Raw genomic sequence first — 22026 nt, forward strand, 5'->3', positions numbered from 1 at the left:
CCGCTCCCACAGGTACAAACCAACCCCAAGGCACCAGAAAACCTGTGGGAGCGGGCTTGCCCCGCGAAAGGGCCAGTACTGACATACTCTTGCTCAAGGACCACCATGAACCACCGCACAGCCCTAGGCGCCCTGCACATTGGCGCGCTGTTCTTCGGCCTTACCGGCGTCTTCGGCAAGCTGGCCGCCAGCGCCAGCCCGGCCATCATCGTTTTCGGCCGCGCCGTTTTTGCAGTCCTGGCCCTGGCCCTGTTCGCCAGTTTTGCCCGCCAAGGCTGGCACCGGCTCAGTGGCCAGGATGTGCGCCGCCTGCTGCTCGGCGGCGTGCTGCTGGCGGGGCACTGGGTCAGCTTCTTCATCGCCGTCAAGGTGGGCGGCGTGGCCATCGCCACCCTGGGCTTCGCCAGCTTCCCAGCCTTTACCGTGATCCTCGAAGGCCTGCTGTTCCGCGAACGCATCCGGCGCAACGAAGCCGTGCTGGTGCTGCTGGTGAGCATCGGCCTGGTGCTGGTCACACCGGCCTTCGACCTGGCCAGCGAGGCCACTGGCGGCCTGCTCTGGGCGCTGCTGTCGGGGCTGTTGTTCTCGTTGCTGTCGCTGACCAACCGCGCCGGCTCCGGCCGCTTGCCCGCCGTGCAGGCAGCGCTGTGGCAAAACCTGGTGGTCAGCCTGTGCCTGTTGCCGTTCGCAGCACCCGGGCTGGGCGCGGTGACGCCGATGGACTGGTTGTGGATCGCCCTGCTCGGCGTCTTCTGCACGGGCGTGGCCCACAGCCTGTTTGTCGCCAGCCTGGCTGTGATCAAGGCGCGCACGGCTGCCGTGGTGTTCGGCATGGAGCCGGTCTACGGCATCGCCGTGGCCTGGGCCGTGTTCGCCGAAACGCCCACCGTGCGCATGCTGCTGGGTGGTGCGCTGATCATTTTCGCCATCGTGCTGTCCAGCCGCCTGGCCGCCGAACAACCCGTAAAGCCACGGCCGCTGGCCGAAGGGGCCTGATCAGCGATCGTTGTGGCCCAGGTCGCGCTGCGGGTCGATCTGGTCACGCACCCGCTGCTTGAGCACCTTGGCCTCCGGGAACCCACCGTCGGCCTTGCGCTCCCAAATCTGCACGCCATCACAGGTGATGCGGAAGATGCCACCGGTACCCGGCTCCAGCGCTACCCGACCAAGGTCGTCGGCAAAGGTGCTGAGCAGTTCTTGGGCCAGCCAGGCAGCGCGCAGCAGCCACTGGCACTGCGTGCAATACGTGATGACGATTTCAGGCTTGCTGATGGCCATTGCGAAGCATCTCCAGGTAAGGGGCCGCTTATACTAGCGGTCTTTTGCCCACGGTTTGAGACTCACGATGCGCCGTTTGCTGTTCTGTTTTTTGCTGATGCTGGTTGCTGCCACGGTCAATGCCGCCGAGCAGGTACGGCCCAAGGTTGGCCTGGTGCTCTCTGGCGGCGCTGCCCGGGGCCTTGCCCATATCGGCGTGCTCAAGGCCCTGGAGGAACAAGGCGTGCACATCGACGCCATCGCGGGCACCAGCATGGGGGCGGTGATCGGCGGGCTGTACGCCTCGGGTTACAGCGTCGAAGAACTGGAAAAGCTGGCCACTACCCTGGACTGGCAACAGGCCTTGTCGGATGCGCCACCGCGCAAGGACGTGCCGTTCCGGCGCAAGCAGGACGACCGTGATTTTCTGGTCAAGCAGAAGCTAAGCTTTCGCGACGACGGCAGCCTGGGCCTGCCGCTGGGCGTGATCCAGGGCCAGAACCTGGCGCTGCTGCTGGAAAGCAAGCTGGCCCATACCGCCGACACCCGCGACTTCGACAAACTGCCCATCCCCTTCCGTGCGGTGGCCACCGACATCGCCAGCGGCGAAAAGGTGGTGTTCCGCCGCGGCCACCTGCCCCAGGTGATCCGCGCCAGCATGTCGATCCCCGCGGTGTTCGCCCCGGTCGAGCTGGATGGCCGCTTGCTGGTGGATGGCGGCATGGTCGACAACATCCCACTGGATGTGGCCCGCGACATGGGTGTGGACCTGGCCATCGTGGTCGACATCGGTACGCCGCTGCGTGACCGCAAGCAATTGGCCACAGTGGTCGATGTGCTGAACCAGTCGATCACCCTGATGACCCGGCGCAACTCCGAAGAACAACTGGCCAGCCTGCACCGCGACGACATCCTGATCCAGCCGACGCTGGCCGCGTTTGGCGTGACCGACTTCGGCCGCGCCCGCGAGATGATCGAGGCCGGCTACCGCGCCACCCGCCTGCTCGACCCGCGCCTGGCCGCGTTGCGCCAGCCCGAGGGCGACAGCAGCCTGGCCGTTGCCCGCTCGCCGCGTCAGCGCACGCCGGTGATTACTGCGATCCGGGTGGAAAACGACTCCAAGGTCAGCGATGACGTGATCCGCTCCTATATCCGCCAGCCGATCGATGCGCCGCTGGAGCTCGACCGCCTGCAGACCGACATGGGCACGCTGTATGGCCTGGACTACTTCGACCGGGTGCAGTACCGCGTGGTGCACAAGGGCGCTGACAACACCTTGGTGATCAATGCCCGGGGCAGACGCGGCGGCACCGACTACCTGCGCCTAGGCCTGAACCTGTCGGATGACCTGCGCGGCGACAGCGCCTTCAACCTCGGCGCCAGCTACCGGGTCAACGGCATCAACAGCCTGGGCGCCGAATGGCTGACCCGCGCCCAAATCGGCGACCAGCAAGAGCTTTACAGCGAGTTCTATCAGCCGCTGGATGTGGGCTCGCGCTACTTCGTCGCGCCCTACCTGGACATAGGCTCGCGCAACATCGAGGCGACCCTGGACAACGACCCGATCGCCGAGTACCGCCTGGAACGTTATGGTTTTGGCCTCAACCTCGGCCGGCAGATCGGCACCTATGGCGAAGTGCGCCTTGGCGCGGGCAAGGCCTGGGGGGAAGCCGAAGTGCGTATCGGTGACCAGGACCTGCCCAAGGTCAGCTTCAATGAAGGGTTCTACGAGCTCAAGTACTCGTTCGATACCCTCGACAACGTGTACTTCCCGCACAGCGGCGAAGACATCGGCCTGACCCTGCGCAAGTACGACAAATCGCTCGACTCCGACCAGGACTACCGCCAGTGGCTATTCAACCTGGACAAGGCCATCAGCAGTGGCCCGAATACCTGGGTGCTGGGCGGGCGCTACGGGCGCACGCTGGATGATGCCGAGGTGGTGACCTCAAGCTTCGTGATGGGCGGCGCGCGGGAACTGTCAGGGTTCCGCCAGGACTCGGTGTCGGGGCAGAACATCAGCTTGCTGCGCATGGTCTATTACCGCCGCCTGACGCCACGGGCCTACGTGCCGCTGGACTTCCCGTTGTACATCGGCGGCTCGCTGGAACGTGGGCGGGCGTGGAACAACGACAATGAATTCGACAGTGGCTACATCAATGCGGCGAGTATCTTCCTGGGGCTGGAGACACCGTTGGGGCCGTTGAACTTGAGCTATGGGGCCAACAGTGCGCATGAGCAGGCGGTGTACCTGAACTTGGGGCATACCTTCTGAATCAATGGGGCCGTATCCGGCCCCCGTAATCAGGACTTTTCGAGGTTACCCAGAATCTTCGCATGCACCCGCATGCACACTTCCAGGTCCGCCTCATCCACCCCGGTGAACAGCTCTACCCGCAGCGCGTTGGCAATGGTCTCGATCTGTTCGATCAGCGGCTTGGCCGGTGGGCACAGCAAAATCTTCTTCGCCCGCCGGTCTTCAAGCACTGCCTGCCTGCGCACCAAGCCCTGCGCCTCCAGGCTGTCGAGCAAGCGCGCCAGGGTCGGGCCTTCGACACCCACACTCTGGGCCAGCTCACGCTGGGTCGGTGCTTCTTCGAAACGGGCCAGGTGCAGCAACACCAGCCAGCGCGCCTGGGACAGGTTTAACCCGGCCAGGCGGCGGTCCAACTCGGCACGCCAGCCCCGGGACATCTGGGCCAGCTGCATGCCGAAGCGGTGTTGGTTGTCGGTCAGGGGCATAAGCAACTCATTGAATAGATCTAATTATTAGGCAGCTAACCATGCCCCGGACCACGTGGCAAGGCTCGGGCGCTTGCCAGTGTTCCATAATCGTCAAAAAGCATGACAAAGGTCAGCAGTTGGCGGTTCTGGCCTCGAACCTGCCGGCTGTTAAACGTCGAACTCCGCGGCCAATGCTGCACGTATGCAATACAGCACCCCCTCCGGTACCCGTGGCCCAAACAAGGGCGCGATAGTCGAAACTGGCGGCAGCTCGCCTTCGCCGTCGAGGAAAGCGTCCTGCACCTCCATCATCAGGTCTTCCGGCAGGTCGAGGGCCTGATCGAGGCTCAGTTCCTGGCGGCCGATGGCCTCGGCCAGCAGGCTGTACACGTTCTTTTCGCTGCAATTGAGCTGGCCGGCGATCTGCGCGGGGGTCATGCCCGCGCGCGCCAGGCTGACCAGCTCGTGGCGCAGGTCGAGCACCACCTTGGGCGCCTCATCGGTGCCACCGCTGTTGTTGAGCACCTCCAGAAAGGCCTGACCGTAGCGCTCCAGCTTGCGCGCACCCACGCCGCTGACCTGGGCCATGTCGCTGAGGCTGGCGGGCTGGCTGCGCAGCATTTCGAGCAGCGTCGAATCGGGGAAGATGACGTAAGGCGGCACGCTGTGCTCCTCGGCCAGCTTGCGCCGCAAGGTACGCAGCGCCTCCCACAGCTCGCGTTCTTCGGCACGCACCAACTGGCTGGCCGGGCTGCCGCCGCTGCCAGCGCTCTTGGCCACCGTCTGCGGCTTGAGGTCGCGGCGCAGTTGCAAGGTCACCTCGCCGCGCAACAGCGGCCGGCAGCTGTCGGAAAGGCGCAGGCCCCCGTACCCTTCGAGGTCGATATCTACCAGGCCGCGTGCGACCAACTGGCGGAACAGCGAACGCCACTCGACCTCGGCCAGCGACTTGCCGACACCGAACACCGAAAGCTTTTCGTGGCCGAAATTGCGCACTTTCTCTGTGTCCTTGCCCAGCAGCACGTCCACCAGGTGCCCGACACCATAGCGCTGGCCGGTACGGAATACGGCCGACAGCGCCTGGCGGGCAGGTTCGGTGGCGTCCCAGGTCTGCACTTGGTCGATGCAGTTGTCGCAATGCCCGCAGGGCTGCTCCAGGGTTTCGTCGAAGTAGGCCAGCAACGACTGGCGGCGGCAGCGGGTTTCTTCACACAGGGCCAGCATGGCATCGAGCTTGTGCTGCTCGACGCGCTTGTGGCGCTCGTCGCCCTCGGAGTTTTGCAGCATCTGCTTGAGCATCACCATGTCCTGCAGGCCGTAGGCCATCCAGGCATCGGACGGCAAGCCATCACGGCCGGCACGGCCGGTCTCCTGGTAATAGGCCTCGAGCGACTTGGGCAGGTCGAGGTGGGCGACAAAGCGCACGTTGGGCTTGTCGATGCCCATGCCGAAGGCAATGGTGGCGACCATGATCAAGCCTTCCTCGTTGAGGAAGCGGTGCTGGTTGGCGGATCGCGTTTCGGCAGCCAGGCCGGCGTGATACGGCAGCGCCGGGAAGCCCTGGTCGCAGAGGAAGGCAGCGGTCTCGTCGACCTTCTTGCGCGACAGGCAGTAGACGATGCCTGCGTTGCCGCGACGCTCGCCGAGGAAGGCCATCAGCTGCTTGCGCGGCGCCTCCTTGGGCACGATGCGGTAGAAGATGTTGGGCCGGTCGAAACTGGAAAGAAAACGCTCGGCGCCCTGCAGGTGCAGGCGCTGGACGATCTCTTCGCGGGTGCGCATGTCGGCGGTGGCGGTCAGGGCGATGCGCGGCACATGCGGGAACAGCTCGGCCAGTTGGCCCAACTGCAGGTATTCCGGACGGAAGTCGTGGCCCCATTGCGACACGCAGTGGGCCTCGTCGATGGCGAACAACGAGATGTCCAGGTCGCGCAGGAAGTCGAGCATGCGCGGCTGAACCAGACGTTCAGGCGCCAGGTACAGCATCTTCAGCTCACCGCGGCGCATGCGCCCGGCCAGCTCACGTTGTTGCTCGGCGCTCAGCGTCGAGTTGAGTGCGGCCGCGGCCACGCCAAGCTCGTCGAGCGTGGCGACCTGGTCGTCCATCAACGCAATCAGCGGCGAAACCACCACGGTCAGGCCTGGGCGCAGCAGCCCCGGCACCTGGAAGCACAGCGACTTGCCGCCGCCGGTGGGCATCAGTACCAGCGCATCGCCGCCGTTGGCCACGCATTCGATGATTGCTGCCTGGCGCCCACGGAAACTGTCGTAGCCGAAGATATCCTTGAGAACGCGCTGAGCCTGTTCGAGCATGTGCAACTCCACAAATCGCCGTACCATCCTGGAGACAGGCTGGACGAAAAACCCGCCCCGCACACGCCGAATGCGTAAGCGGTTTTTACCAGACGGCCGACAAAGACCGCCCCTGGATGAAAAATCGCGGATTATACCCCAGTGCTAACCCACGCAGGGTGCCGCTGTGACAGACGTTCCCTTTGCCCCGCCAACGCTGCAAGGTGCTAGAATTCGGTATCGTTTATTCCCCAAGGTAGCCCTGTAATGTCCTTCGCCGAGCAACTCACCCGCCTGCAAGCCTTCCTCGACGCCGACGAGCTGCACGAAGAAGCGCTGGACTACGTCGCCGCTCACGGCTACCTCACGGCCCTGTCGATCAATGCCGAGGACGTACCTGAGCGCGAGTGGATCGACGCCCTGTTCGCCGAAGAACCCCACTACGCCAGCGATGCCCAGCGCACCGAGATCGAAGCGACCCTGGTGGCACTGAAGGCGCACATCGCGCGTCAACTGGCCAGCGATGAAGAATTCGACCTGCCATGCGACCTGGACCTGACCGACGAGCCGGACGATTCCGACCTGCGCGGCTGGTGCATCGGCTTCATGGAGGGCGTGTTCCTACGTGAAGAGGCCTGGTTCGAGAACGCTGAAGAAGAAGTCAGCGAGATGCTGCTGCCGATCATGGTCGGTTCGGGCCTGTTCGACGAGCAACCAGAGTTCGCCGACATCGCCAGCAATGCCAACCTGCAGGACGACATGATCGTGCAGATCCCGGAAGCACTCAGCGCGCTGTTCCTGCTGCTGCACGCTCCTGATGAGAAGCCCGCGCTGCTCAAGCCACGCCACCACTGAGTCGGCTGTGCGCTACCTGCTGCTGGCCGTTGGCTGGCTCAGCGTTGCGCTGGGGGTGCTGGGGATATTCCTGCCGGTGTTGCCCACCACCCCTTTTCTGCTACTGGCGGCGGCGTGTTTCGCGCGCAGCTCGCCTCGCTTTCACTACTGGCTGGTCCATCACCCGAAGCTCGGGCCGTGGATCCGTGATTACCTCAGTGGCGAAGGCATACCGCTAAAAGGCAAGGTCTACGCCATCGGCCTGATGTGGGCCAGCATTGGCCTGTCGTGCTACTTGGTACCGCTGTTCTGGGCTAGAGCGTTCATGCTCACCAGCGCGGTGCTGGTCAGTCTCTATATCCTCAAGCAAAAGACCCTGCGCAAGCAGTGATCAATGCTGCGTGCGCCAGTAATAGCACCCTCTCGATGAACACATAGCGGGCCTAAATCCTTGCGCGTCATTTTTTTGTCGCCAAATATCTATTTCGCCTATCCAGCCTTTTTTTTAGCTGCAAAAGTTCTGGAACTCGCTGTAAACCTTGAAAAACGAGACTTTCAGCCGCTTTGATTTCGGCGGTCCTTCAGCGTCGCCCGCGCCCTCTTAGACCTGATAACTCAATTATCAATATTTGTTATGAGAAAATCTTCTTATCACTTTGATTGAATGTTCTTAGCTCTGTTGTTAAAAACCTGAAACGATTTGCATGATAACTATATCGTCATTTTTTTGGCGACCAGCAGGACTTATTTTAGGATCAGGGAGAGGTACCCATGCGCGTTTTGACCCCCATCACCAGTGCATTACTGTTGGCAATGGCGTGTGCCAACGTACAGGCGATGTCGATTACCGAGGCTGTTCAGAGCGCCGTGGACTACCATCCGCAGATCAGCTCCAACCGCAACAGCAAGCTGTCTGCCGATGAAGACGTGAAATTCGCGCGCGGCGGCTACTACCCTTCCGTTGACCTGGTCGCAGGCTATGGCCGCCAGCGTTCGGACAACCTCAATACCCGCGGCACCAACCCCGACGGTACGCGCAACCATGACAAGGCCACCCTCAGCTACACCCAGTCTGAGCTGCGCCTGCGGCAGATGCTGTTCGATGGCTTCAACACCTCGAACGAAGTAGGCCGCACCGAAGCGGTCGCCACCTCCCGCGCCTACTACACCCAGGCGGTCGCCCAGGATGTTGCCCTGCGCGCAGTGGAGGTTTACCTCGAAGTGCTCAAGCGCCGTGAGCTGGTGACGCTGGCCAAGAACAACCTGCAAGCCCACCTGCGGGTAAACGACCAGATCGGCCTGCGCACCGAGCGCGGCGTCGGCAGCACCGCCGACCTCGATCAGTCCCGCGCCCGCCGTGCCTTGGCGGAGAACAACCTGGACACCGCCGAAGTCGACCTGGCCGATGCCGAGGCCAACTTCTTCAGCGTCATCGGCAAACACCCCGATGAACTGGAAGGGCCGCAATCGATCAAGGTTGAAATTCCTGGCACCCTCGACGATGCCCGGGAAGGCATGCGCCAGAACAACCCTTACATCAAGTCCGCCCAGGCCGACGTCAATGCGGCCGAGCGGCAGTACGAAGTGGCCAAGTCGACCTTCTACCCACGCCTGGACGCTGTGCTGGCCACGGGTGCCAACAACAACCTTGGCGGTGAAAAGGGCCACAGCAATAACGATTGGCAGGCCGGTGTCGAGCTGAACTACAACGTGTTCCGCGGCGGCAGCGACAAGGCCCGCCTGCAGTCCGATGCCCACAAGATCAACCAGGCCCTGGACATCCGCAACAACGCCCTGCGCGAGCTGACCGAGAACCTGAGCCTGGCCTGGAACGCCATGAACAACGCGCGCAAGCAGACCCCGACTGCGCGTGAATACGCCGAAACCACCAAGCGCGTGCGCGCGGCTTACCAGGATCAGTTCGGCCTTGGCCAACGTACCCTGCTCGACGTGCTCGACAGTGAGAACGAGCTGTACAACGCCGACCGTCGTTACACCGAAGTGCGTTACACCGAGGAGTTCTCGATGTACCGCGTGTTGGCAACCATGGGTGAGCTGTTGAGCAAGCAGCGTATTTCGCTGCCGCCAGAAGCCATCGCCAGCAATGAGGTGAAGACCGACGCACAGCTGCCTGAGATGCGTTGATCAACAGTCGGGGCAACCTGACTGTTGACTGATCCACGTCACGTGTAGGAGCAGCCTTGTGCTGCGAAGAGGCCGGTGAAAGCGCAGTTAATCCTGGCTGTTTTCACCGGCCTCTTCGCAGCGCAAGGCTGCTCCTACACGTTTATGGAGTGCCGTGATTGCGCTGGAACGTCTCGGCACCCATGGCCTTGATCTGCCCCTCGATCAGCGCCTCGAACGGTTTGAGCAGTGCATCGAACCGGGCTGGCTGCTCCAGCACGTTCAGCGCCTCCAGCACCGCCTCGAGGGTCGACAATGCACCCGGCTCCGGCGCCTTGCGCAACCGGTAGCGCGAAGGCGCGACCGCCCCCAGCGTCACACGCGGCAAGGCCTCCAGCAACGGATTCAGGTACAGCAGCTTGCGTGCCTTGCGCCAGGTACCGTCGGGCACGATCAACAGCAAGGGCCTGTCATCCCCCTCACCATAAGCCGTCAGCACCTGGGCATGCTCACCCGGGAACAGCAGCGCCGGCCGGTAGCCTGGTGTCTGCAGCAATTCAACGAGGTCTTCGAACACCTCGCCAACGCGCAATTCGGCATTGACCAGGCCAAGGGCGGCCAGGCGGGCGGTATTCAGGGCGTGCGAGCTTTCACTGGGGTGCTGCAGCAGAACCACGCGGGTGCGGCTGTCGAGCGAGGGTATCAGTGGGCAAAGGCAGTGGTCGAGCGGGCGCTGGCAGCGCTCGCAGCGGGGTCTGGGCATCGGCTTCTCCTTACCGGGCGCAGTGTGCCATAGCCCTGTAGAAAAGCCCCACTTCCTTGTGGGATACGCTGAACGTCAGCGGTTGAAACGCTCCGCCAGGCTATGCAGATACTCCGCCATACGCTCCAGGTCCTGGCTGATTTCCGCCCCTTGCCTGGCCTGCCCGGCGCTCTGATCACACAGCTGTGCAATCCTCACGATCTGCTGGTTGATATCCTCGGCAACATGGCTTTGCTGCTCAGAAGCCGTCGCCATCTGCTGGCTCATGCCGGTAATCCGGCTGACCGCCTGGGCGATACCGGTCAACGCCGCTTGCACCGCTTCGACACTGTGTACGCTGTCGCGCGAAATCTGCTCGCCGCGGCTGGCCGTGCTCACTGCCCGCTCTGCCCCTGCCCGCAACGAGGCGATGATCTGATGGATCTCCTCGGTCGAGGCACGGGTGCGCTGGGCCAAAGAGCGGACCTCATCGGCCACCACGGCAAAGCCGCGCCCCTGCTCCCCGGCGCGCGCTGCTTCGATGGCGGCATTGAGCGCCAGCAGGTTGGTTTGCTCGGCAATCGAGGTGATCGTATCGACCACGCTACCGATCGACTGGGTCTGCTCGGCCAACGCGTTGACCGCCTGGCCGATGTCGTTGACCGCATCGCTCATGCTGCCCATGGCCTTGAGACTCTGCTGGGCCAACTCACTGCCTTGCTGCGCCAGCTGGTCGGCATCGCCTGCTGCATGGGCGGTGCTTTGCACGTTGTGGGTAACCTCCTGGATAGTCGCCGCCATCTGCGCGATGGCCGTGGCGGACTGGTCGGTTTCGTTGCGCTGGCGGTCAAGCATCTGCGCCTGGGCGTCGGACAGGTCAGCCGACTGCGCGGCCCGCGACTTAACCCCAACGCCGGCATCCACCAGGCGGGTCAAGGCGGTTTGCAAGCGGGCCTCTTCGCTGATGATGGCCATGTCCAATTGGCCCTGCAGGCCCAGGTTGTCGCTGTAGGTCAACGCCACCAACGGGCTGGTGAAGGCTTTCGGGTGCTCGCCAAGTGTGCGCCGAATGGCCTGGCTGTGGTGATGCTCGACCAGGTACCAGGCCAGCAACAGGCTGGTCATCAGCACCCCCAGGGCCGCGTAGGGCGGCAGCCACAGGTAGCTTGCCGCCGACAGCAGGCCCGCGCCGATCAGTGGCCAGCCATGCCCCAATTCATGCCCTAGCCGCGCCGCCCACGACACCGGCGAACGGCCGGCACGCAAGCGCGCGTAAAGCGCTTCGGCACGGCGAATCTGCTCACGTGTCGGCACTGAGCGCACCGACTCATAGCCACTGACCCTGCCCTGCTCATACACCGGGGTGACGTAAGCGCTGACCCAATAGTAATCGCCGTTTTTGGCGCGGTTCTTGACCACGCCCATCCAGGGTTTGCCTTGCTTGATGGTGTCCCACATGTGCCCGAACACCGCTGGGGGCATGTCGGGGTGACGCACCAGGTTGTGGGTCTGGCCGACCAGTTCGTCGTAGGTAAAACCGCTGATCGCCACGAAGGCGTCATTGCAGTAGGTGATGCGGCTATTGAGGTCCGTCGTGGAGATCAGGCGTTGATCGCTGGAGAAGGTTCTTTCGTGCTCAGTGACGGGCAAATTCATGCGCATCTTGGGCGATCCTTGCAGGATGAAATAGGGAGGAATCATCAGCGCAAGTTGATGTTTAGCAGAGCGCTATCAGGTTAGCGGTCATGTTCTGTAGGAATTGAGCCCGTCCCGACGGAATGCATGGACAGGCTGTGTATCAACCCACGTTGAGCTGGCTTTTAAGCAGGTCGCGGAACGTCTGAATCAACGGCTCGCGGCTGCGGCCACGACGAATGATCAACGAAAAGGGCGCCTGATAGCCGAAGGTAGAGGGCGACAACACCCGTAGATCGCCCTTCTCCACCCAAGCCTGGGCGTAATGCTCTGGCAGGTAGCCAATGTAGGCACCGGAGAGAATCAGGATCAGCTGCGCCTCCATGCTTTCCACCGTCGCCGCACTGTGCTTGAAACCATGCCGGGCCAGCTCTGCCTGGCTCCAGTAGCCGCGCCCGACCATGCGCTGCTGGGTCACCACCTGCTCAGGGATGCGCCGCTCGTTGAACAACGGATGGCGGCTGCTGCAGTACAGCCAGTGCTGCTCACGGTACAGCGGCTGGTAAACCAGGCCGCTCATGCGCGAAGAGAACGCCCCGATGGCCAGGTCGAGGCGGTTGTCCTGTACACCCAATTGCAGTTCGTACGGGCTGGACACCGACAGGTGCAAGTGCACCGCCGGGTGCTCCTGGCTGTAGGCGCCGATGGCTTCGGCCAGGGGCAGCGCGCGGTCGCCCACGGTGGAGTCGATCACGCCCAGGTTGAGCGTGCCGCGCAGTTCACCCTTGAGGGCTGCGGCATATTGCTCAAAGCCATCCAGCTCGGCCAGCAGGCGCAGGCTCTCCTGATGAAACAGCTCGCCCTTGCTGGTGAGGCTGAAACCGCCGCGACCACGGTGACACAGCACAATCCCCAACCCGCCCTCCAGCTGGCTCATGTACGTGCTGATGGCTGACGTCGACAGGTTCAAATCGCGCTGGGCGTTGGCGAAGCCCTGGTGACGCACCACGCTGACGAAGATGCGTAGCAGTTTCAGATCGGGCAGGGTCGAGGTCATGGTGCAACGGTTCCGCAACAGTAAATGCGTGAAGTCTAACCGGTTGCGCGGGCATTAGTTCAGAAATTCCTGAAGTAAGTATTTGCCGGTAGCGATTCTTCCTACGCACTACCTTGCGCAAACTCGGCCGAAATGTCCTGCCCGCCGGCACAACCAGACTACACAGGCGCGCCGCGGCACAGGTTCGAACAAACACAACAATCGACCGACTGATGAGGCCCACCGTGGACAAGACTCTCCACCAACCACTGGGCGGCAACGAAATGCCGCGTTTCGGCGGCATCGCCACCATGCTCCGCCTCCCCCACCTGCAAAGCGCCGCCGGCCTGGATGCCGCATTCATCGGCGTGCCTCTGGACATCGGCACTTCGCTGCGCTCCGGCACCCGCTTCGGACCGCGTCAGATCCGCGCCGAGTCGGTGATGATCCGCCCGTACAACATGGCTACCGGGGCTGCGCCATTCGACTCGCTGTCGGTCGCCGACATCGGTGACGTGGCCATCAACACCTTCAACCTGCTCGATGCCGTGCGCATCATCGAAGAAGCCTACGACGAAATCGTCGAGCACAACGTTATCCCGATGACCCTGGGCGGCGACCACACCATCACCCTGCCGATCCTGCGCGCCCTGCATAAAAAGCACGGCAAGATCGGCCTGGTGCACATCGATGCCCACGCTGACGTTAACGACCACATGTTCGGCGAGAAGATCGCCCACGGCACCACCTTCCGCCGCGCCGTGGAAGAGGGCCTGCTCGACTGTGACCGCGTGGTGCAGATCGGCCTGCGCGCACAGGGCTACACCGCCGACGACTTCAACTGGAGCCGTCGCCAGGGCTTCCGCGTGGTGCAGGCCGAGGAATGCTGGCACAAATCGCTGGAACCGCTGATGGCCGAAGTCCGTGAAAAAGTCGGCGGCGGCCCGGTTTACCTGTCGTTCGACATCGACGGTATCGACCCCGCTTGGGCCCCTGGCACCGGCACGCCTGAAATTGGAGGCTTGACCACGATCCAAGCGATGGAGATCATTCGCGGCTGCCACGGCCTGGACCTGATCGGCTGTGACCTCGTCGAAGTCTCCCCGCCTTACGACACCACCGGCAACACCTCGCTGCTCGGCGCCAACCTGCTGTTCGAGATGCTCTGCGTGCTGCCGGGCGTCGTGCGTCGCTGATCCTGGCGATAGCACGGCACCGCTTGACTGCAATACCCCGGCAGGAGCCATGAGGGAGGGCCACTGAGGCCCGCCAACACAAGACTAGACCGCCGGGTGGCGCTAAGCCCGTGCGGTCGATCTCGCCATAATAAAGATAATCGGGAGACCCCCAATGGCCTTGGACATCATCGTTGTAATGATCTATACCGCCGGCATGCTCGGGCTTGGCTGGTATGGCATGCGTCGGGCAAAAACCCAGGAAGACTACCTGGTGGCCGGACGCAACCTCGGCCCGACCCTGTACATGGGCACCATGGCCACTACCGTACTCGGCGGCGCCTCCACCGTCGGCACTGTGCGCCTGGGCTATGTCCACGGCATTTCTGGCTTTTGGCTGTGCGCAGCCCTGGGCCTGGGCATCATCGCCCTCAACCTGTTCCTCGCCAAACCGCTGCTGCGCCTGCGCATCTACACCGTGACCCAGGTTCTGGAGCGGCGCTACAACCCGATGGCACGCCAGGCCAGTGCGGCGATCATGCTGGCATACGCGCTGATGATCGGCGTGACCTCGACCCTGGCCATGGCGACCGTGCTGCAAGTGCTGCTCGAGTTGCCGTTCTGGATGTCGCTGATGCTCGGCGGTGGCGTGGTGGTGCTGTACTCGACCATCGGTGGCATGTGGTCGCTGACCCTGACCGACATCGTCCAGTTCGTCATCAAGACCGTCGGCCTGATGTTCATCCTGTTGCCGGTGTGCCTGTACAAGGCCGGTGGCTGGGACACCTTGGTGGCCAAACTGCCTGCGGCCAGCTTCCAGCTGACCACCATCGGTTGGGACACCATCATCACCTACTTCCTGATCTACTTCTTCGGCATCCTCATCGGCCAAGACATCTGGCAGCGCGTATTCACTGCCCGTGACGAGAAGGTCTGCCAACGTGCCGGTACCACCGCAGGCGTCTACTGCGTGGTGTACGGCCTGGCCTGCGCCCTGATCGGCATGGCCGCGCACGTACTGATGCCCGACCTGGCCAACCCAAACAATGCCTTTGCGGAGATGATCAAGAGCACCCTGCCCGATGGCATTCGTGGCCTGCTGATGGCGGCGGCCCTGGCGGCCATGATGTCGACTGCCAGCGCCGGCCTGCTGGCCGCGTCCACCACCCTGACTGAAGACCTGCTGCCCAAGCTGCGTGGCGGCAAGCAGTCGAGCCTGGCCATCAGCCGTCTGTTCACCCTGCTGACCGGCCTGGTGGTACTGGGTATCGCCTTGGTGGTGAACGATGTGATCAACGCCCTGACCTTGGCCTACAACCTGCTGGTCGGCGGCATGCTGATCCCGCTGATTGGTGCGATCTTCTGGAAACGCGCAACCACCGCAGGCGCCATCGCCAGCATGTCGCTGGGCTTCGCTACTGCGCTGCTGTTCATGTTCAAGGATGGGCTGGAAGCCAACACGCCGATCTACTACAGCCTGGCAGTTGGACTGGTGAGCTTTGTGGCGGTCAGCCTGATGTCGCGTAAATCGATGGCAGCAGTCAAGCTGGCCTGATACGCACTAAGCCATACAGACGATTCACCGCAACAAAAAGGCCGCCGTATCAGCAATGATGCGGCGGCCTTTGTCATTTCAGCGACGACGCGGTTGGCGCTTGCGCTGCTCTTCATCAGTCGGGATCGGCACCGGCTGCAGGGGGGGTGGAATCAACCCCAGTGCGACAGCCAAGTCGTGGAGCCAGTTGAACAGTGGTTTCTTCATAGTGCCCCCTTGACGGGTCAGCCTCACGGTCAATCAATCCAGTGATGTTTCATACAGATCATAGCCCGATGTCCTGTATTGCGCATGCATCTGGTCCTAGAGATAAGGGCCATTTTGACGCGGATCAAGCCTGAACGGCGCATTCCGACGATTGGTTAATCGTTTCGCTTTGTTGCAGATCGATCCAGGCCTGCAAATTTGCCCCGCGCATGCCCTGGCGCCACATCAACCACGTGACCGCCTGATCGAAGGGTGCCTGCAGCCGGTGGACCCGCACCCGGTCGCGCCCAGGCAGGCTGTCGAGCATGGACTGCGCCATCATGGCCACACCTGCGCCGGCAATCACACAGGCCAGCATGCTCTGGTACGACTCGATCTCCATCACCCGCCCCATCGGCGTATGAGCGTGGGCGTACCAGGCCTCCAGGCGCATTCGGTACGAGCAGCCTTGGCGGAAAGTGAACACCGCCTTGCCTGCCACGTCTTTTGCCGTGTGCACGGGCGGGTGTTCGGGGCTGGTGATCAACACCAGCTGTTCGTCGCACAGCGGCACACCGTCCAGCCCGGCCAGGCTTGGCGGGCCATCCACCAAGGCCGCGTCCAGGCCATGGCTGAGCAAGCCCTCGAACAGCTCACCGCTGGGCGCTGCACGCACCTGCAGGTTCACCGCCGGGTACGCCTGGTGATAACGCGCCAGCAACGCCGGCAGGTGGGTGGCTGCGGTGCTGTACATGGTGCCCAGCACAAACTCCCCAGCCGGCTGGCCACCTTGCACGGCCGCCATCGCCTCGTCACGTAGCGCCGACAAGCGGTTGGCGTAGTCCAGCAGCACCTTGCCCGCGGGCGACAATTGCAGGCGCTGGCGCTCGCGCAGAAACAGCTCCACGCCCAATTGTTCTTCGAGCTGGCGCAGGCGCGTCGACAGGTTCGACGGCACCCGATGCAGGCGCTCGGCGGCGCGTGTGACCGAACCTTCCTCGGCCACCGCCTGGAAGATGCGCAGTTGGCTGAACTCCATACCTTTCTCCAAAACAGAACAACTTCATCATCATTATTCAATTTTATTGAACGCGAAAGCCCCCTAACCTGCCATCCATCGCTTACCAACGTGCAGGAGCCCTTCCATGTCGCCCCGTATACAACTGCTGGCCAGCGCCGTGGCGCTGATGATGGCCATGGGCATCGGCCGCTTCGCCCTGACCCCACAACTGCCGCAACTGATCGCCGAAGGCCAGTTCGACCTCACGGCCGCCGGGCTGGTCGCGGCGGCCAATTACCTGGGTTACTTCATCGGTGCGGTGGATGGCATGTTCGCCCGCAAGCCTGCCCAGGTACGCCTGCGCCTGCAGGGTGGCCTGTGGCTGTGCGTGCTGTTGACCTTGGCCTCGTGGGCCGCCGATGGCTTCTGGAGCCACCTGCTATTGCGCTTCGGTACCGGCGTGGCCAGCGCCTGGGTATTGGTGATGATCACCAGCCTCAGCCAGCAGGTTGCCAACGCACACCATCAACCCCGCTTGGGCGCCTTGGTGTTTGCCGGGCCGGGCCTGGGGATCGCCGTTACCGGGCTGCTGGCACTGGTTGCGCATGGGTTGGGGCTGGGTTCGGCAGCGCTGTGGCTGATCTACGCGGTGGCGGCGCTGATGATGCTGTTGGCCGTACGGCCCTGGTTGCCGCAGGCGCAAGCGCAAACGGTGCACCCGGCCACTGCGCAGCCCGGTAGGGTAGGTAATGCCGGGATTGCGCGCCTTGGGCTGGTTTATGCCTTGTACGGCGTCGGTTACATCCTGCCGGCCACCTTCTTGTCACAGATGGCCAACCAGCAGTTTCGCGGCCAGTGGATGGCCGACCTGTTCTGGCCGGCCTTTGGCCTGGCTGCCGCGCTGGGCGTGCTGCTGGTGAGCGTGCGCCGGGCCGGCCGGACCTCTGCCTGGCTGACCGCCACCCTGTGGCTGCAAGGGCTCGGCGTGCTGGCATGCCTGATGGGCGGTGGCCTTGGCTTGGGGTTGGGTGTGGTGCTGTGCGGCGCGCCGTTCCTGGCCTGCATGCAGCTGGTGATGCAGCGCTCGCGAGAGCTGGCGCCACACGCGACGCAGCGTAATGCCGGGCTGCTCACTGCGTGCTTTGCGCTCGGGCAACTCAGCGGGCCGTTGTTGGCGGCAGTCAGCAACCACTACTCGGGGAGCCTGGAGTTGGCATTGCTGCTGGCTGCGAGCGGGTTGGCAGTGGCCGGGGTGTTGGTGCTGACTGCAGCGCATGCCAACCCCAGCTGCCTGGCGGCCCCTTCAACCACCGCGCAATCCGTGTAGGAGCAGCCTTGCGCTGCGAAGAGGACAGTGGCAGCAGCGAGCATCTACGTTGTTGTCACTGGCCTCTTCGCAGCGCAAGGCTGCTCCTACAGGGGTTTCGGTTGACGGTCAGTGAAGCCTAGGGCAGCGGCTATCACCCCACCCATTTGCGCAATTGCTGCTTCACCCAAGGCTCGGCGCTCACCAGCACCACACCCAGCAACACCATCACCGCGCCAAGTACAAAGTTCACGCTCAACGGCTCATCCAGCAGCAGCACGCCGAATGTCACGCCGAACAGCGGCGTGATGAACGAAAACACCGCGAGGTTAGACGCCAGGTATTTGCGCAACAACCAGAACCAGGTCAGGTAGCTGACAAACGACACCACGATCCCTTGGAACAGCACACTGCCCACCGCCAAAGGCGTCAGCGACACCGCGCCGATCTGGCCGCTGAGCAAGGCAATCAGCAGCAGCCCGGCAAAGCCCACTGCCAACTGATAGAACAGGGTCAAGGTCGCCGGTGCTTCCGAAAGCCGGGAACAGCGCACCACCACCGTCGTCGCACCCCAGGCCAGCCCCGCCACAACGCCAAAGGCATCGCCCAGCAACGTGCGGCTGTCCATTTGTTCAAACGACATGCCACCGGCAAACGCGGTGGCGATCCCACCGAAGGCCAGCAAGATCCCCAACCACTGCAGCAGCCGCAGCCGCTCACTGGGCAGCATGAAGTGCAGGCCCAACGCCGTGAAAACGGGTGCCGTGTAGAGGAAGACCGACATGTGCGCTGCCGACGTCAGCTTCAACCCTTCAGCGATGAACAGGAATTCGACACCAAACAACCCGCCCGCCAACAACCCGGCGCGCCAAGTGCTGCCCACCTGCTCCCAACCACCGCGCCAGCAGATCATCAGGCCCACCAGCACGGCGGCGATGCAGTTGCGCAAGGCGGCCTGCATGACCGGAGCGATGTCGACGGCAGCCGTCTTGATCAGCACTTGCTGGCAGCCCCAGATCAGGCATAACCCAAGCATGACCTGGAAAGCGAAGGCGTCGGGGTTCTTCCGGGCCGCGCTCATCGGCGGGCCTTTGGGGTAATCATTGGCATGGGATCAGCTCGGCAGTCTTCAAAGACTGCCGATTATCGGGTTTACAGGCCCACCCGTGCCACCCTCAAAACGACCTCAAGCAATCTGTGCCTTCGATGACACCTGCTCAAAGGTCGCTTCATCCAGCGCATCGGCTTGTTCATCCAAGACCTGACGCGGGTGCTCGAAGCCCGGGATGCTGCTGTCGATCAGGCTTAACAGGCGCGAACCGCGTTCGCTGAGGACAAAGTTTTCGCCGTTGCCCCCCTCTTCATCAGGCCGACTTTCGATGAAGCCGCGTTCGAACAACAGTTTTTCGTATTCGCAGGCCCGGGTCTTCAAGTGGTCCAGATCGCCTATCGGCTGGCCTTTGGCGGCTAGCGCCGCGGCGTGCTGCTCGGCGTAGGGGCGTGGCGTAAAGCTGTGACCGGCGCTGTTCTGCACTTCATGCAGCAAGCGTTCGATCAAGTCCCAGTCGTAGGTGGTGCTCATGGCGGCAGGCTCCTGCTGTGGACGGAAGGGGTACACAGGTTGGGACCTGCCGCTGACAGGCTGCGTTCAGAAAGATATCAGCGCTGTCTTTGCTGAGCCTGCATGTACTGGCGCAGCAACTGATTTATACGCGTCTGATACCCGGCGCCCTGATCCTTGAACCAGGCAAGAACATCAGCGTCCAGGCGAATGGTCACCGCCTGCTTTGCAGGAACCCGCAGGTCGGCCTGGCGAAAAAAATCCTGATCCAACTCGGCGATATCGGAAGTATCGATATCCTTGTCTTCCTGCCGGGCCAAACGGCCCCAATCAGTTTTCGATGCTTTGGTCATAGTGTTTGGCCTCCCATTTGGTGGCTTTGCGTGCGGATATGATGCGTATTACCTCGCCTCGCCTTTCCGTATAAACCACAACGCCTATCAGCGCCTTGAGCCAGCCCAGGCAAACCCAGCGCTCTTCACTACATGCCACATCATCGTCTCGTCGTGTGAGCATAGGATGGTTGAACATGTCTGGCACATCGGCGAAGTCGATGCCGTGTTTACGGATGTTGATTTCATTCTTGGCTTCATCCCACTCAAAAAACATGAGACGACCTGTATTTACAGTCGTACATACAGTACCCCCTCTTTTCTGCCAAGACTAGCGGTATGGCTACCCCTCATCAATGGCACCTCGGCGGTTAGAAGGCGTTAGAGAAAGGGACTACTACTCGATAGGAAAAGAGCATCAGCAAAGGCCTTCTGAAGCGGATCAGTCAGGACGGAACTGCAAAGCTGGAGGCCACCTGTCGCAGATGCTGAACTTCTCAGGGAGCCGAACCCTCCACCACGCATAGCCAACGCGAGAGGTATAAAGGATGAAATCGCTGCTGCGCATCACCTGTGCAACCGCCTTGCTCTGCGCCCTGCCCGCTTGGGCCTGCACGCCGGAGGAGGCCACCCAGAAGCGCGAAGAACTGGCCGGGCTGGTCAGCCAGCTGACCGAACAGAACCCGCAGAAGGCCAAGGAGATCAACGATGAGCTCCAGGGTATGGAGCTGGGGACGGCGAGCAAGGACCTGCCGGACAAGTGCCAGCTGATCGATACGCGAATCAAGGAATTGAAGACAGCGGAGAAGAAAGCGGAGTGACGCAGAGGCGGTAAAGGCCCTATCGCCGGCAAGGCGGCGATAGGGCTGCAGACGGCTTACTCAGCTGCTGGCGTGCGCTTTTTCAGCGGCGCCATGCCGTCGGAGCTGGCCAGTGGCGCGTTGGCCTTTGGCTTGGCGGTCGGCTTGCGCTTAGCGCCAGCCTTCTTGTCACCCGACTTCTTCTCGACCTTTTTCTTCTTGGTACCGGCAGCCTTGCCCGAAGCCTTGACCTTTTTAGGCCCGTTGTAGGTGCCTTTGACTTCCTTGATCACCCGGCGCTCGAACTGCTGCTTGAGGTAGCGTTCGACGCTCGACATCAAGTTCCAGTCGTTGTGGGTGATCAACGAGATCGCCAGGCCTTCGCCCCCCGCTCGGCCGGTACGGCCAATACGGTGCACGTACTCGTCACCGCTGCGTGGCATGTCGAAGTTGATCACCAGGTCCAGGCCGTCGATGTCCAGGCCACGGGCGGCAACGTCGGTTGCCACCAGCACGTTGGAGCTGCCCTGCTTGAAGCGTTCAATGGCCAGCTTGCGGTCTTTCTGGTCCTTCTCACCGTGCAGGACGAAGGCCTTCACGTCCTTGGCCACCAGGTGGCCGTAGATACGGTCGGCCAGGGCACGGGTGTTGGTGAAGATGATCGCCTTCTGGTAGGTCTCGTTTTCCAGCAACCACTGGACGATCTTCTCTTTGTGCTGGTCGTGGTCAGCCATGATGATCTGCTGACGGGTGCCTTCGGCCAGCTGCGAGACGCTGTTGAGCATCAGGTGCTCAGGGTCTTTCAACACCTTGCCGATGATGTCGCGCAGGGCCGCGCCGCCTGTGGTGGCGGAGAACAGCAGGGTCTGCTCACGGTTCTCACACTCCTTGCACAGGCGCTCCATGTCTTCGGCAAAGCCCATGTCGAGCATGCGGTCGGCTTCATCGAGGATCATGACCTTGACGTGGGACAGGTCCAGGTTGCCGGCGTTGAGTTGCTCGAGCAGGCGGCCCGGGGTGCCGATCAGCACGTCCGGCACCTTGCGCAGCATGGCGGCCTGTTCCTTGAAGTCCTCACCGCCGGTAACCAGGCCAGCCTTGATGTAGGTGAACTGGGAGAACAGTTGCACCTGCTTGAGGGTCTGTTGTGCCAGCTCACGGGTGGGTAGCAGGATCAGCGCACGGATTTCCACGCGCGGGCCGCTCAGGTCAACCAGGCGATTGAGCATTGGCAGGACGAATGCCGCGGTCTTGCCGCTGCCGGTCTGCGCGGTCACACGCAGGTCACGCCCTTGCAGGGCCAGGGGGATGGCCGCTGCCTGCACCGGGGTCGGCTCGACAAATTTAAGCTCGGCCACGGCTTTAAGCAGGCGTTCGTGCAGGGCGAATTGGGAAAACACGGAGGTAACCTCAGGCAAGTGCGGGAAATTCAGTTGCATAGGGTAACGTTTTCTGCCGCCATAGCCG

Annotated in this window: 22 protein-coding genes; 9 read left to right on the forward strand and 13 right to left on the reverse strand. The window is 62.6% G+C overall.

Annotation, left to right across the window (positions count from 1 at the left end):
- Positions 1-105 precede the first annotated feature (105 nt).
- Complete coding sequence (locus OO306_RS09350; protein ID WP_027593116.1) at positions 106-996, forward strand: DMT family transporter; 891 nt, start codon at positions 106-108, stop codon at positions 994-996.
- On the opposite strand, the gene OO306_RS09355 is transcribed toward OO306_RS09350, so the two are convergent.
- Positions 997-1278, reverse strand: a complete 282-nt coding sequence (locus OO306_RS09355) for a SelT/SelW/SelH family protein (protein ID WP_027593117.1) — start codon at positions 1276-1278, stop codon at positions 997-999.
- 67 nt (positions 1279-1345) lie between these two features.
- Between OO306_RS09355 and OO306_RS09360 the strand changes: the two genes are divergently transcribed.
- Positions 1346-3532 carry a patatin-like phospholipase family protein gene (locus OO306_RS09360; protein WP_027593118.1) on the forward strand — a complete coding sequence of 729 codons (2187 nt, stop codon included), beginning with the start codon at positions 1346-1348 and terminating at the stop codon, positions 3530-3532.
- Between the two features lie 29 nt (positions 3533-3561).
- Here OO306_RS09360 and OO306_RS09365 read toward each other — a convergent pair whose 3' ends face one another.
- Entirely contained in the window at positions 3562-3999 is a 438-nt protein-coding gene (locus OO306_RS09365) for a MarR family transcriptional regulator (protein WP_027593119.1), read from the reverse strand.
- Positions 4000-4149: 150 nt separating this feature from the next.
- Positions 4150-6294, reverse strand: a complete 2145-nt coding sequence (gene recQ, locus OO306_RS09370; protein WP_085272475.1) for a DNA helicase RecQ — start codon at positions 6292-6294, stop codon at positions 4150-4152.
- A gap of 246 nt (positions 6295-6540) precedes the next feature.
- Here recQ and OO306_RS09375 point away from each other — a divergent pair, with 246 nt between their 5' ends.
- The 3 genes from OO306_RS09375 to OO306_RS09385 all read left to right on the forward strand — a co-directional run bounded on the left by OO306_RS09375 (position 6541) and on the right by OO306_RS09385 (position 9252).
- The gene (locus OO306_RS09375) at positions 6541-7128 is read left to right on the forward strand and encodes a YecA family protein (protein WP_027593121.1); all 588 of its coding nucleotides are present in this window, start codon (positions 6541-6543) and stop codon (positions 7126-7128) included.
- A gap of 7 nt (positions 7129-7135) precedes the next feature.
- On the forward strand, positions 7136-7498 hold the full coding sequence (locus OO306_RS09380; protein ID WP_027593122.1) for a YbaN family protein: 363 nt from the start codon (positions 7136-7138) through the stop codon (positions 7496-7498).
- 380 nt (positions 7499-7878) lie between these two features.
- Complete coding sequence (locus OO306_RS09385) at positions 7879-9252, forward strand: TolC family outer membrane protein (RefSeq protein ID WP_027593123.1); 1374 nt, start codon at positions 7879-7881, stop codon at positions 9250-9252.
- 142 nt (positions 9253-9394) lie between these two features.
- Here OO306_RS09385 and OO306_RS09390 read toward each other — a convergent pair whose 3' ends face one another.
- The 3 genes from OO306_RS09390 to OO306_RS09400 all read right to left on the reverse strand — a co-directional run bounded on the left by OO306_RS09390 (position 9395) and on the right by OO306_RS09400 (position 12665).
- The gene (locus tag OO306_RS09390) at positions 9395-9994 is read right to left on the reverse strand and encodes a tRNA-uridine aminocarboxypropyltransferase (protein WP_265968462.1); all 600 of its coding nucleotides are present in this window, start codon (positions 9992-9994) and stop codon (positions 9395-9397) included.
- 75 nt (positions 9995-10069) lie between these two features.
- Positions 10070-11635, reverse strand: a complete 1566-nt coding sequence (locus OO306_RS09395) for a PAS domain-containing methyl-accepting chemotaxis protein (RefSeq protein ID WP_265968463.1) — start codon at positions 11633-11635, stop codon at positions 10070-10072.
- Positions 11636-11771: 136 nt separating this feature from the next.
- Positions 11772-12665 (reverse strand): LysR family transcriptional regulator, encoded by an 894-nt coding sequence (locus OO306_RS09400; RefSeq protein WP_027593126.1) that lies wholly within the window; start codon positions 12663-12665, stop codon positions 11772-11774.
- Between the two features lie 224 nt (positions 12666-12889).
- On the opposite strand from OO306_RS09400, the gene speB reads away from it, so the two are divergent.
- On the forward strand, positions 12890-13840 hold the full coding sequence (gene speB, locus OO306_RS09405; RefSeq protein WP_027593127.1) for an agmatinase: 951 nt from the start codon (positions 12890-12892) through the stop codon (positions 13838-13840).
- A gap of 154 nt (positions 13841-13994) precedes the next feature.
- On the forward strand, positions 13995-15374 hold the full coding sequence (locus OO306_RS09410) for a sodium:solute symporter (RefSeq protein WP_027593128.1): 1380 nt from the start codon (positions 13995-13997) through the stop codon (positions 15372-15374).
- Positions 15375-15452: 78 nt separating this feature from the next.
- Here the strand turns inward: OO306_RS09410 and OO306_RS09415 are convergent, their stop codons facing one another.
- Together OO306_RS09415 and OO306_RS09420 are read right to left on the reverse strand one after the other, a co-directional pair.
- Positions 15453-15581 (reverse strand): PA1414 family protein, encoded by a 129-nt coding sequence (locus OO306_RS09415; protein ID WP_256214945.1) that lies wholly within the window; start codon positions 15579-15581, stop codon positions 15453-15455.
- Positions 15582-15705: 124 nt separating this feature from the next.
- Positions 15706-16599, reverse strand: a complete 894-nt coding sequence (locus OO306_RS09420; protein ID WP_265968464.1) for a LysR family transcriptional regulator — start codon at positions 16597-16599, stop codon at positions 15706-15708.
- Between the two features lie 106 nt (positions 16600-16705).
- Between OO306_RS09420 and OO306_RS09425 the strand changes: the two genes are divergently transcribed.
- The gene (locus tag OO306_RS09425; protein ID WP_265968465.1) at positions 16706-17887 is read left to right on the forward strand and encodes a YbfB/YjiJ family MFS transporter; all 1182 of its coding nucleotides are present in this window, start codon (positions 16706-16708) and stop codon (positions 17885-17887) included.
- A 133-nt stretch (positions 17888-18020) separates the two neighbouring features.
- Here OO306_RS09425 and OO306_RS09430 read toward each other — a convergent pair whose 3' ends face one another.
- The 4 genes from OO306_RS09430 to OO306_RS09445 form a co-directional block, all read right to left on the reverse strand.
- Positions 18021-18947 carry a DMT family transporter gene (locus OO306_RS09430; RefSeq protein ID WP_265968468.1) on the reverse strand — a complete coding sequence of 309 codons (927 nt, stop codon included), beginning with the start codon at positions 18945-18947 and terminating at the stop codon, positions 18021-18023.
- 105 nt (positions 18948-19052) lie between these two features.
- Positions 19053-19448, reverse strand: coding sequence for a hypothetical protein (locus OO306_RS09435; protein ID WP_027593132.1), 396 nt, complete (start codon positions 19446-19448; stop codon positions 19053-19055).
- A gap of 77 nt (positions 19449-19525) precedes the next feature.
- Complete coding sequence (locus OO306_RS09440) at positions 19526-19780, reverse strand: BrnA antitoxin family protein (RefSeq protein WP_099430144.1); 255 nt, start codon at positions 19778-19780, stop codon at positions 19526-19528.
- Positions 19758-20036, reverse strand: coding sequence for a BrnT family toxin (locus tag OO306_RS09445; RefSeq protein ID WP_265968472.1), 279 nt, complete (start codon positions 20034-20036; stop codon positions 19758-19760). The genes OO306_RS09440 and OO306_RS09445 overlap by 23 nt, the downstream gene beginning before the upstream one ends.
- 271 nt (positions 20037-20307) lie before the next feature.
- On the opposite strand from OO306_RS09445, the gene OO306_RS09450 reads away from it, so the two are divergent.
- On the forward strand, positions 20308-20580 hold the full coding sequence (locus OO306_RS09450; RefSeq protein ID WP_099455003.1) for a hypothetical protein: 273 nt from the start codon (positions 20308-20310) through the stop codon (positions 20578-20580).
- 56 nt (positions 20581-20636) lie between these two features.
- Here the strand turns inward: OO306_RS09450 and OO306_RS09455 are convergent, their stop codons facing one another.
- A complete protein-coding gene (locus tag OO306_RS09455) occupies positions 20637-21998 on the reverse strand; it encodes a DEAD/DEAH box helicase (RefSeq protein WP_027593135.1) in 1362 nt (453 codons plus the stop codon).
- Between the last annotated feature and the right edge of the window lie 28 nt (positions 21999-22026).

Origin of the sequence: Pseudomonas sp. DCB_AW (assembly GCF_026240895.1) — a bacterium.
GTDB classification, from domain to species: Bacteria; Pseudomonadota; Gammaproteobacteria; order Pseudomonadales; family Pseudomonadaceae; genus Aquipseudomonas; species Aquipseudomonas kermanshahensis.

What these genes read in the sequence shown, in the direction of transcription:
- OO306_RS09375 (WP_027593121.1), top strand. Translation starts at nt 6,541, where the DNA reads ATGTCCTTCGCCGAGCAACTCACCCGCCTGCAAGCCTTCCTCGACGCC.
- OO306_RS09430 (WP_265968468.1), bottom strand. Translation starts at nt 18,947, where the DNA reads ATGAGCGCGGCCCGGAAGAACCCCGACGCCTTCGCTTTCCAGGTCATG.
- OO306_RS09445 (WP_265968472.1), bottom strand. Translation starts at nt 20,036, where the DNA reads ATGTTTTTTGAGTGGGATGAAGCCAAGAATGAAATCAACATCCGTAAA.
- OO306_RS09360 (WP_027593118.1), top strand. Translation starts at nt 1,346, where the DNA reads ATGCGCCGTTTGCTGTTCTGTTTTTTGCTGATGCTGGTTGCTGCCACG.
- OO306_RS09355 (WP_027593117.1), bottom strand. Translation starts at nt 1,278, where the DNA reads ATGGCCATCAGCAAGCCTGAAATCGTCATCACGTATTGCACGCAGTGC.
- OO306_RS09395 (WP_265968463.1), bottom strand. Translation starts at nt 11,635, where the DNA reads ATGCGCATGAATTTGCCCGTCACTGAGCACGAAAGAACCTTCTCCAGC.
- OO306_RS09450 (WP_099455003.1), top strand. Translation starts at nt 20,308, where the DNA reads ATGAAATCGCTGCTGCGCATCACCTGTGCAACCGCCTTGCTCTGCGCC.
- OO306_RS09440 (WP_099430144.1), bottom strand. Translation starts at nt 19,780, where the DNA reads ATGACCAAAGCATCGAAAACTGATTGGGGCCGTTTGGCCCGGCAGGAA.
- OO306_RS09410 (WP_027593128.1), top strand. Translation starts at nt 13,995, where the DNA reads ATGGCCTTGGACATCATCGTTGTAATGATCTATACCGCCGGCATGCTC.
- OO306_RS09420 (WP_265968464.1), bottom strand. Translation starts at nt 16,599, where the DNA reads ATGGAGTTCAGCCAACTGCGCATCTTCCAGGCGGTGGCCGAGGAAGGT.
- OO306_RS09400 (WP_027593126.1), bottom strand. Translation starts at nt 12,665, where the DNA reads ATGACCTCGACCCTGCCCGATCTGAAACTGCTACGCATCTTCGTCAGC.
- OO306_RS09385 (WP_027593123.1), top strand. Translation starts at nt 7,879, where the DNA reads ATGCGCGTTTTGACCCCCATCACCAGTGCATTACTGTTGGCAATGGCG.
- OO306_RS09390 (WP_265968462.1), bottom strand. Translation starts at nt 9,994, where the DNA reads ATGCCCAGACCCCGCTGCGAGCGCTGCCAGCGCCCGCTCGACCACTGC.
- OO306_RS09365 (WP_027593119.1), bottom strand. Translation starts at nt 3,999, where the DNA reads ATGCCCCTGACCGACAACCAACACCGCTTCGGCATGCAGCTGGCCCAG.
- OO306_RS09425 (WP_265968465.1), top strand. Translation starts at nt 16,706, where the DNA reads ATGTCGCCCCGTATACAACTGCTGGCCAGCGCCGTGGCGCTGATGATG.
- recQ (WP_085272475.1), bottom strand. Translation starts at nt 6,294, where the DNA reads ATGCTCGAACAGGCTCAGCGCGTTCTCAAGGATATCTTCGGCTACGAC.
- OO306_RS09435 (WP_027593132.1), bottom strand. Translation starts at nt 19,448, where the DNA reads ATGAGCACCACCTACGACTGGGACTTGATCGAACGCTTGCTGCATGAA.
- OO306_RS09415 (WP_256214945.1), bottom strand. Translation starts at nt 15,581, where the DNA reads ATGAAGAAACCACTGTTCAACTGGCTCCACGACTTGGCTGTCGCACTG.
- OO306_RS09455 (WP_027593135.1), bottom strand. Translation starts at nt 21,998, where the DNA reads ATGCAACTGAATTTCCCGCACTTGCCTGAGGTTACCTCCGTGTTTTCC.
- OO306_RS09350 (WP_027593116.1), top strand. Translation starts at nt 106, where the DNA reads ATGAACCACCGCACAGCCCTAGGCGCCCTGCACATTGGCGCGCTGTTC.